The 9,220-nt window shown below is 58.6% G+C and carries 8 protein-coding genes; 5 read left to right on the top strand and 3 right to left on the bottom strand.

All coding sequences use genetic code 11. The features are described from left to right. Window positions 1-93: 93 nt before the first annotated feature. Both PHI64_RS22810 and PHI64_RS22805 read right to left on the bottom strand, forming a co-directional pair. Window positions 94-447, bottom strand: a complete 354-nt coding sequence (locus tag PHI64_RS22810) for a TnsA endonuclease N-terminal domain-containing protein (protein ID WP_299888484.1) — start codon at window positions 445-447, stop codon at window positions 94-96. Between the two features lie 241 nt (window positions 448-688). After that, a complete protein-coding gene (locus tag PHI64_RS22805) occupies window positions 689-1,117 on the bottom strand; it encodes a helix-turn-helix transcriptional regulator (protein WP_299888483.1) in 429 nt (142 codons plus the stop codon). 390 nt (window positions 1,118-1,507) lie between these two features. On the opposite strand from PHI64_RS22805, the gene PHI64_RS22800 reads away from it, so the two are divergent. From PHI64_RS22800 to PHI64_RS22780, 5 genes are all read left to right on the top strand, one after another. After that, on the top strand, window positions 1,508-2,812 hold the full coding sequence (locus PHI64_RS22800) for a metallophosphoesterase (RefSeq protein WP_299888482.1): 1,305 nt from the start codon (window positions 1,508-1,510) through the stop codon (window positions 2,810-2,812). A 137-nt stretch (window positions 2,813-2,949) separates the two neighbouring features. Next, the gene (locus PHI64_RS22795) at window positions 2,950-3,897 is read left to right on the top strand and encodes a GTPase-associated system all-helical protein GASH (protein ID WP_366945256.1); all 948 of its coding nucleotides are present in this window, start codon (window positions 2,950-2,952) and stop codon (window positions 3,895-3,897) included. 5 nt (window positions 3,898-3,902) lie between these two features. Next, window positions 3,903-4,928, top strand: coding sequence for a hypothetical protein (locus PHI64_RS22790; RefSeq protein ID WP_299888478.1), 1,026 nt, complete (start codon window positions 3,903-3,905; stop codon window positions 4,926-4,928). A 9-nt stretch (window positions 4,929-4,937) separates the two neighbouring features. Then, window positions 4,938-5,801, top strand: coding sequence for a hypothetical protein (locus PHI64_RS22785; protein WP_299888475.1), 864 nt, complete (start codon window positions 4,938-4,940; stop codon window positions 5,799-5,801). Then, window positions 5,786-7,864, top strand: a complete 2,079-nt coding sequence (locus PHI64_RS22780; protein WP_299888472.1) for a hypothetical protein — start codon at window positions 5,786-5,788, stop codon at window positions 7,862-7,864. The genes PHI64_RS22785 and PHI64_RS22780 overlap by 16 nt, the downstream gene beginning before the upstream one ends. 455 nt (window positions 7,865-8,319) lie before the next feature. On the opposite strand, the gene PHI64_RS22775 is transcribed toward PHI64_RS22780, so the two are convergent. Next, window positions 8,320-9,093: a hypothetical protein gene (locus PHI64_RS22775; protein WP_299888469.1), complete on the bottom strand. Its 774-nt coding sequence runs from the start codon at window positions 9,091-9,093 to the stop codon at window positions 8,320-8,322. Window positions 9,094-9,220: the final 127 nt, after the last annotated feature.

Genomic DNA, 9,220 nt, shown 5'->3' with positions numbered 1-9,220 from the left:
AGTTCGGCGGGTCACGTTAGCTTGCGGGGTCGAGCCGCCAAAATATTGCGCGACCTCTCCCCGCCATCCTCCACCCCGTAGTCTCTTTCATCATCAGGGGTGGCGCGAGTCGCAATGATCGTTAGGCTTGATCTCCACAAATACTGACGAACCATCGGCCAGGAACAGCTCGAAGTCCGGTGTGTAGCGGCGCAGGCGATTGCCATCCGGATATTGGATGGTTTCGGGCTGTTCCGTGTAGGCCAAGATCAGGGGCGAGGTCTCGAAGTGATAAATGGCATCCAGTTCAAGAAGTCCCTCGTGGTGGACCATCCGGCCCGTCTTGCGGCTGGGGAACTTGCCCCGGACGATGCCGCCGGTGTGACGGAGGATGGTCCGGGCGCGTTGGTGGGGCAGGCCAGCAGGCGCGAGGCCGTGCCACGTGCCTTTCCATGAAAGTGAAGTCATCGCGATTCCTTCCGGTGCCGGCGTGAGGGCGTGAGAGCCCGTACCGGCACCATCGATGTGGTTCGATATGCCCAGTTTTTGGGCAAGAGATTGCCCTTCCTCAGGTCAAGTGCCTTTGGAAAACTAGGGATAAGCGTGGAGTTGGCTTGACGTGCCTAGAAGGGATCGCGATACTTTGCTTGTCAGAGCGGCTCGCGAGAGCCCGGTGAAGGCGGGTCAGGCCGAAAGGTTTGGCCCGTTTTTACATGTTGGCGCCCTCCCCTTCATAGCGGCGGCGTTTGATGCGCCTGATTGGCTCGGTGCGGTTCTTGGCCAGGTTTTCGGGAAGCTCCAGGATTTCCCGGATCATGCGGACCTGGACGGGGTGCAGTTGGCTCACCCGCTCCCGGAGCTCGGCGAGCATCCAGAAGACATCTTGAGGCGTGTCGTGCTCAATCTGGAGCTTGCGCTGAGAGGCGACAACGGTTCGACGGACCTCTTCCTGCCCTGCCTCCGATAGATTCAGGGCAGCGATCAAGCGTTCGACAAACTCTGCCGGTGGTGGCCCCTTGATTCCAACCTCCAGTGCTGAGAAGTAGCTCGTCTCGTAACCCATCTGCTCCGCTAGGTCACGCTGCCGGATGCCGTGACGCATCCGCAAGTCATGCAGGAGGTGGGCGAAGGGGCTCATTTCTTCGTGTGAAGTTGATGGATCAACTCACAGAGTACGCAGAACGCTAGACCATTTCAACATATAACATGTTGATTAATAACAGGTTGCTTTCACGATGAAAGCAAAGAGACATGGTAAGTCGTTGGTCTGGCGGAAGAACTGCCTCTGCATGATGAAGCAAGAAGCAGTGTCCTCTGAACGAAAACAGTTCGGCCGAAGCTGCCAGGGCACTCTCAGTGCAGCAATGGTCCGTATGGACTCATTTTCGGTCATTGCGAATGTGCGTATCAAACTTGCAGGTGTTGGCTTCTAGCTGGGTGCTTTTGCTATGCGTTAAGACTAAATTATCGCGAAACTGGCTTGAAATCCGCTACATTCCTCTACTTTGCGTTTCCCAGTGGGAAGGCCATGCTTCTGCTCCATATCTCTGATATTCATTTCCGGACACCAGACTGTTTGACGCCGGACATGGATCCGGAAGGTCCATTCCGGACCCTGCTGATGCGGGATGTCCGGGAGCGTGTCCGTACGCTCGGTGACGTGGACGCGATCCTCGTCACTGGCGACATTGCGTTTAAGGGCCATCCCGACGAATACAAGGCAGCCTATGCTTGGCTGATGGATCTGGCGAAGGCATGTGGATGCTTGCCAGAGAGGATATTCGTAGTTCCAGGCAATCACGAGGTCGACCGGAACATCATCACGGCGTCGCCCGCCATTGGTAATGCCCAGAAAAGCATTGCGTGGGCAGAACCGGAGAAACGTGAGCGCGAGCTTCGCACCCAGTTCTCCGACGCCCAGACTGGTGCATCCCTTCTTGCCCCCCTGGCGGCTTATAACGACTTCGCCAAGGTCTTCGACTGCCAGGTGTATTCCCCGGACCGCTTGTTCTGGAAGCAGGACTTGGAGCTCAACAATGGTGTCGTGCTGCGGCTTTACGGACTGACATCCACTCTCCTATCCGGAATGGGCGGACAGGATGATGAACGCGGGAAGCTATATCTCAGTCCCCTGCAGGTCCTGCACCCAGCGGATGATGTCGTCAATCTGGTCATGATTCATCACCCCCCTGACTGGTTCACGGACGAACAAGAGGTAGATGACATGGTCAAAAACCGGGCGGTGATTCATTTGTTCGGGCACAAGCACCTGCAGCGCGTTGCGACGGACGACGGCTATATGCGCTTCAGTGCCGGCGCCGTCAATCCGGATCGCCAGGAGAAGGGCTGGGAACCTGGGTATAACCTGATCAGTCTCCAAGTGGTAGGTGGAGGGCCGGAAAGGGCCCTCGAGATCGAGGCGCATCTGCTGGTGCTGCAATCCTCTCCGGAGCGCTTCAACCCGCGGCGGACTAGGAGCGGCAAAGAGGTTTTCCGGCACACTATTTCGATTCCTGGAGACGCCTCGGCGGTGGCGCCAGTGAGGACGCAAGCGGCGGCTATCGCAGTGCCGGCGGCACCTACCCCTACACCCGCTGTCCATGATGATGTGGAGGCCTCCATGGGCGAAGAGCACACCAGGAACCTGATTTTCCGGTTTTGGAAGCTCACCGGCAGCCAGCGCCGGGAAATCGCCCTGGGACTGGGTCTTATCCAGGAGAAGGACTTCGCGGTTCCGGAGCCGGAACGCTATGGGCGAGCCCTGCTGCTTGCTGGCGAACGGGGACTGCTTGACCAGGTTGCCAACGAAGTTGCCAAGAGAGAGACAAGATAATGGACACTGGGGTATCCATGCCGGTACATCCGGATTTCGCACGCTGGTACAGTGCCGTAGGTCTTGGGGATGAAGAGTCCCGGCGCAAAGGGCGCGGGGAAGGCGTTCGTCTGGTCGTTGAGCGGGCGGACAATCCCATGGTTGAAGTGCTGATCCGCCTGGCATTTAAGTCCCGGCAGATGGCTTCGGAGTCGGCAGTCAAGAAGATCCGCGGCATCCTGAAAGAGGCCGACGAAACCTTCGAAATGCAAGGGAACGACCGCGAACTGCAGATTCTCGCCGGCGCCAGCCTGGCGGTGCTCATGGAGAGTGAATCTGAATCAGCCGCCTATGCCGCCTTGGCAGTGTCGACTACAGTCTTAGCCGGTGCGAGGAAGACGGACCTCCCGATGGATCTGTCGGGATTGGCGGAGGAGGCGCTTCTCCGCATTGCAGCGACGAATCGCGAACGGCCGGACCTTTCCAGCCATTTGCCGAACGACGATGATTTGGATTTCGACGCCATTCCGGAACTGGTGCGCCAAACTCAGAGCTTTGCCGGCGTAATCTCTGCCCTTGAGATGGTCTCAAAGACCGTAGGCGAGGCAGCCGAACGGCAATCCGAGGCACTGCAGGCAATGGACACCTTCATCCGGATCCAGGACGAGGAACTGCAGATGCTGTGGTGGCTCACAGGCCAGCGCAGCAAGGATTACAATTGCGCCTTTAGCGACGTACCAGCGGAGGCACAGCCTCTGGTTTTCGGTGCGGAACTGGCCAGCGCTACCCAGATTTTGCCTGGGCCGCCGTCGGTGCCGGCTATGTTTTCGCGTGCGGGGGTCAAGGATAAGAAGAAGATCGCCGTTTCCGCCGCCATCAATGCGGCGGATCAGACATGGTTGCGAAGGATTCTCGGTGACCGCAGCCCATCCCCAGTCACGATGCCACTGCACTTCGCTATCAGCCGTCAGCTGGAAACCGGGCCGGGAGACACTTGGGTCGCAGGATGGGTGTCAGCAACCAGCGTTAGCGATAGCCTGGACTTGCCGGGTCTGACCTTGGGCACACTGTTTTATCGCGAACGCCTGTTGATTCTCTTCGGGTGATCCCCATGGCTGAAGCTAATCAGGACGTTCCGGAGGCAGTAACCTGTTCCAATCCCGCTTGCCGGGTGGCACAGACAGGCAAATGCGTAGAGGGCTTGGGCCTGTCGGATTGCTCCCACTACGGACGCCGGCCCGACGACACTGCAGATGCATTGACCGAAGAGGAGGAAGCACCCCAAGTCGAGGGGATCCAGATCGCCGGCGCGGACACGCTCACCCCCGAAGAGGCTTCGCAGCTTCTGCGGGCCGGCAGTGCCCGAGTCATCGCCGTCATCGGCCCCAGCGATGCCGGGAAAACCAGCCTGATCGCCAGCCTCTACGATCTCTATCAGGGGGGGCAGGTGGCAGGAACCGAGTACGCCCGGTCCCGGACCCTGCATGCTTTCGAACGGACCTGCCACGATGCCAGGGCTGCATGTCGCCGGGGAACTCCGCATAGCAACCGGACACCTCTTGGCGAAGTGCGGTTCTATCACCTGGACTTGGGCGGTGGCCCGGCGGCGGATGGTTTGGCACTTATCATTGGCGATCGAGCTGGAGAGGATTACCGAAATGCCACTGACGATTGCTCGACGGTCGGCGGTTTCCAGGAAGTCCGACGGGCCGATTCGATTACCGTTCTAGTAGATGGTGAGCGACTCCTGAACAGTGGCAAACGACACAATGCCCGCAGCGACACACTCTTGATACTTCGTGCCCTCGTGGATGGTGGTGCCATTGAATCCGGCCAGCGGTTGGCCCTGGTACTCACCAAACTCGATGCCGTTCTCGCTTCTGAATCGGGGAATCGGGCCGAGGCCTTCTTTACGTCGATACTCGACAAGGTTCATGAAACCTTTGGTGATTACTTTTCGGAAATCTCAGACTTCCGGGTGGCGGCTTCACCCAAGAACGATCAGGCGAGACGGGGAAGCGGTGTCGCCGAATTGCTGTCGTTCTGGCTGCAGCCCCGGCCGCCCGTCGTGACCGTGCCCCGGGCAGTGCCAGAATTCGAACGGGCCTATGCCCGGCTGATTGTGATCGAGGGATGAGAAAGAAGAATGTCTGAGCGCTCTATCGTCATCATCGGCCTGCCGGAATCGGGGAAAACTACCTTCCTGGCCGCCCTTTGGCATCTTGTTACCGAAGAGGATGTCGATGGTATGGCATTGCGCTTCCACACGCTGGCCCGGGGTAACGCGTCTCATCTCAACCAGATCGCAGCCCGTTGGCGGGACGCCCGGATTCAGGAGCGGACCGGCATTAGCGGGAATCGCCTTGTGAGCATGAGCCTACTGGACGCGGCCGATAACCCAGTACGCGTTACCTTTCCGGACGTACCTGGCGAAGCCTATCGGCGCCTGTGGGAGGAGCGGGACTGCGAGCCGGAAATCGCCGAGATCCTCAATGCCGGCGGTGTCCTGCTATTCGTCCATTCCGACACAATCGACTTGCCTTCCTGGCTGGTGGACGAAATCGAGCAGGCCAAAAAGTTGGGCATTCCATTGCCCGTTGGCGGTGAGGTTCCATGGCACCCTCGGCTGGCGCCGACCCAGGTGCAGTTGGTGGACCTGCTCCAGACACTGCGCCAACCTCCCCTCGACATCGGGCCGCGCCGGTTGGTCATCATGCTGTCGGCCTGGGACAAGGCGGAGGGAGAGCGACTGGCGCCCCCAGCTTTCCTCGATGCCAAGCTTCCCCTGCTCGCCCAGTACCTGCGACAAAACATAGATGGCTGGACTTGGCGCGTCTGCGGACTGAGTGCCCAAGGGGGCGAGTACGATCCTGCTGAGTCGGACAAGAATTCAGTGCCGGAAGCTGAAGAACTGCGACAGATGGACCGCCCGTCTCAGCGCATCCGCTTGATCGCGGAATCCGGTGAAAGCCATGATCTGACGGAGCCCCTCGCATGGCTCATGCGGTAAGGGAGCGCCTTAAGGTCCACCAGACCCTCCATGGCTACGCAGAGGGGCACCGTCTGCTGGCAGATTCCGCGAGTCTGTCGGCAAAGGACATGCGGACATTACTCACTATGAGCGATATCTCCGGCCCCGGCGCACGCATCGACCAATCGGGTTATCTGACGGGGTATCCCCTGGCAGAGTCAGGCGTTTATGCGCTGGCGCGTACTTGGGCGGCACCGGAAATGCCCCGTCCTGGCTGCGTATGGACCCATACGCTTTTGATCGACTTTGCCGATCTGGCCACCCTGGCGTCTTTAGGCGAACTGGATGTGCTTTTCCGGCGGCCGGAGTTGCCCGGCTACGGCAACTATACCAAGCCCCTAAGTGTAGAAAATGCGCAAGTGGCGCGGGCACTGACAGGTAACGAACTAAAGTGGAGCCGGAAACTACTGTCTGCTCTCTATGGAAAACCCCGTGAGCGAGTAATTGCAGCTCGACTTGAGGACGTAGATGCTGATGCAAGCGTGCTGGCCGTCTGGAGTCAGCAGTGGCCACGCCTTCGCCGAGGTTTCCGGTTCTGTACGATGGTCGCTGCCGATCGCTCCTCCGAAGGCAATGTCTTCGATCTGCAACTTTTTCATCCCACAGACCGCGGGAGTAAGACACGCTTCCAGAAGGCTGTGGACGCCAACAGCGTCACAGGAGTGGAGCCAGTATGGATCGAGGAAGCCACATCCGATTTGGCAAATCCGGACGTCTTCGGCTTGCGTTCGTTTCTCCATGCAGCTGGCAGCGACATCGATTTTGGCCGAGCAGCATTCGGATCCCTTTGCCGCGTGCACCGGTGTCTCAAGGAGGCACCTGGTTCGGCTAATGCATTCCGCACGAGCATTGACATCCTCACGGCAGACTTTTCCCCGAACCAAGCTCGCGCGGCAAGAATGACCGTCACAAAGTTGGCAGTGCTGCATGCCGAGGCCCTGGATGAGGTGGCGATTGATTTCATTCTTCGGCACCTAGGCTTGGTGGATATGGATACAGTGAGGTCCGGAGCACTACGTCTTGGTCGGGCTATTTGGAAGAATACCCCTGATCAGCTAGTGGCCCTTCGGAAGATGGACGGTTCATCTCAAATTGTGGCGGAAAACACACTGGCAGCATTAAGTCTGCAAGAAATTATTGAAGGCCTAGAACGTGCCCCTGCGCTTGCCCCTATGCTGCTGCAGTGCCGACAGGAGCTAGCCTGCGAGGTCGGATTTTGGGCCATCCCGGGGTTAGATATCGCGAAGGTTTTTGCTGAGCTTCGAAGCGATGGGGAGAAGGCACGGCAAGTAATTGGGGCAATCATGGTTGCCGGTCGCGTTGACTTGGCGGGCTGCTGTCTCAGTCGCTGGGGCGCACGCAGCATGCTTGAAGTCTGTATTGAGCAGGTCGTATCAGGGGCGGTGCCATCGGTGACGCTTACCGCCTGGATAATGGATGCTGCTTGGGATTCGATGGCAGTAGCCGAGATACTGTCGAGCGGAAGGCCGCTTCCTTGGGAGGTCCTAGTCATGCTCGCCCGGGTGATCGAGGCTGATACAGTTCCCAATGAAATAGGGGATGATCCTTGGGTGGTGGCGATTCACAATGCGACTGGTCAAATGCCGGGTGATGCCCAGACATTCTTTTGTGCCTATCTGCTCTGCCGGGCCCTAGGCAATCGGTCACGCACCCCCGGAGAGCTTGCCCGGTTTGGGTTCGAGCCAACATACCGGGCAGTCGAATGCAATTTGCTCCCGGACGACTCTTGGCGTGCTCTCGAACCTCGCCTACCTTGGTCCATGTTCTGGTTCGAAAGGGACCGCTGTCCGCGCCTTCGAGCTGCTGTGGTCGACTTGTTTACGGATCGATATCTCGCCCCTGAAATATTCGTCGGGTTGGTGGAAGGCGATGAACTCTTCTTGCAACTCTTGGAAATGGCCGGCCAGTCCTGGAGGGGGCGGAAATACCTTGAAATGGTGTGTTCGGTGGCAAAAGATCACTCAGACCACCCATTTGGTTATCGTTTCAATAAAGTGAAGCGCTTCCTAGACAAGCGCTAGCCAGTCCAGCTGTGCGGATTGACATTCAATGATTTCGGGGTGATTCTGACGCGACCTTAAGGCCGCGAGTTCGCGTTTGAAATCTTAAAAAGCTGACTTTCAAGCCATACAGTTGCTGAAGGACTGCTTGTCTACCACCAACTGTGGCCGGACACCGAATGACTAGTCAATGGCCGGATTGGCCGAGGAAGAGTCTGTCGAACCAGCGACAGCGCCTCGGCCAAAGCGGAATGTCATGCATATGAGCGAGCATGACTGCTGACGGCCAACTACTGCCGGTGATGACGGGCAGGTTTGGTGCACTTTCGCTCTGCCAGATGGCTATTGGCCAAACGTTCGCCTCTGTGTTAAGACGCCGGTCCTCAAGCCATGCACATTTTCGTAGTCGACCAGCACGTAGCTGGGTCGCATGCATCCTTCCCGGTGCGCATGGTGATTGTCCAAGGAGGGCCGAACTACTCGAGCAGACGCATGACGCTTTGGTCAAGCGCTTCACGGAAGGCGTCGAAGCGCTCCAGACGCATGCCTTCGGCCTTCGCTTCGAAGTTGCGGATCTGGTCCATCGCCGGCGCCAAGGCCGGATTGTTCTCGACCAAAGTCTCCTTGGCCGCAATGCGGTGTAGCAGCGAGCTACACAGGTGCTGACCTTGGCGCGTCAATCCGGTGAAGAGCACAACCACGCTCACGTTGGTCTCCAGCCTTACGTAGCGGACGTGGTCATCGTATCGATGAAACCTCGGGTGAAACGTATCGGTGAATTCCCGGGCGCTCGGGTATCGGCGGCGCACTGTCGAGATGGCGCCCCACACATCATCGGTCTTGGCGCCGTTGCAATCGCTACAAGCCACTGCCAGATTCCAGAATTCGACGGAGAACTGCGGATAGTGGCGCCGCGGAAGGATATGCTCTATGGGTTTTGCGTACGCTGTGCTGGCCAGCCAGCGGCGGCAATAGCAACACCGCCCTCCCTGCAATTCCAACAGCCTGCGCCTGAAGGCGGACTTGATGGAGGCTCCCGTGATGGTCCCCAGCGCCGTAACATCGGCCACTGCGTCCAGCGTCGGCCAAACATCGACAAACGGACGAGAGCGAGCCTGGGTCCACAGCTCCCGAAGCAGCACCTGTGTGCGTGGGACATGCTTTTTGGTTCCATGTGCCACACCGAGGTACAGCTTGAGCTCTCGACGCATTTCTATCCGCGAGGGGTGTGTCCCCTTGAACCAACTCATGTGTAAGCGTTCAGCCCGCGGCGTAGTTGCTACGCCACGCGTCTTGAGATATCCGAGCGCAGCGGAGCCTTTTCGAAGTGCTGCTTCCACAGCCGAGGCGTGAGCTGTGCGACATCGGCGGCCGGGT

The organism is Zoogloea sp. (genome assembly GCF_028689785.1).
Taxonomy (GTDB): Bacteria; Pseudomonadota; Gammaproteobacteria; order Burkholderiales; family Rhodocyclaceae; genus Zoogloea.
Note: the sequence above shows the minus strand (reverse complement) of the source record. Positions and strands in the feature narration are given on the sequence as shown.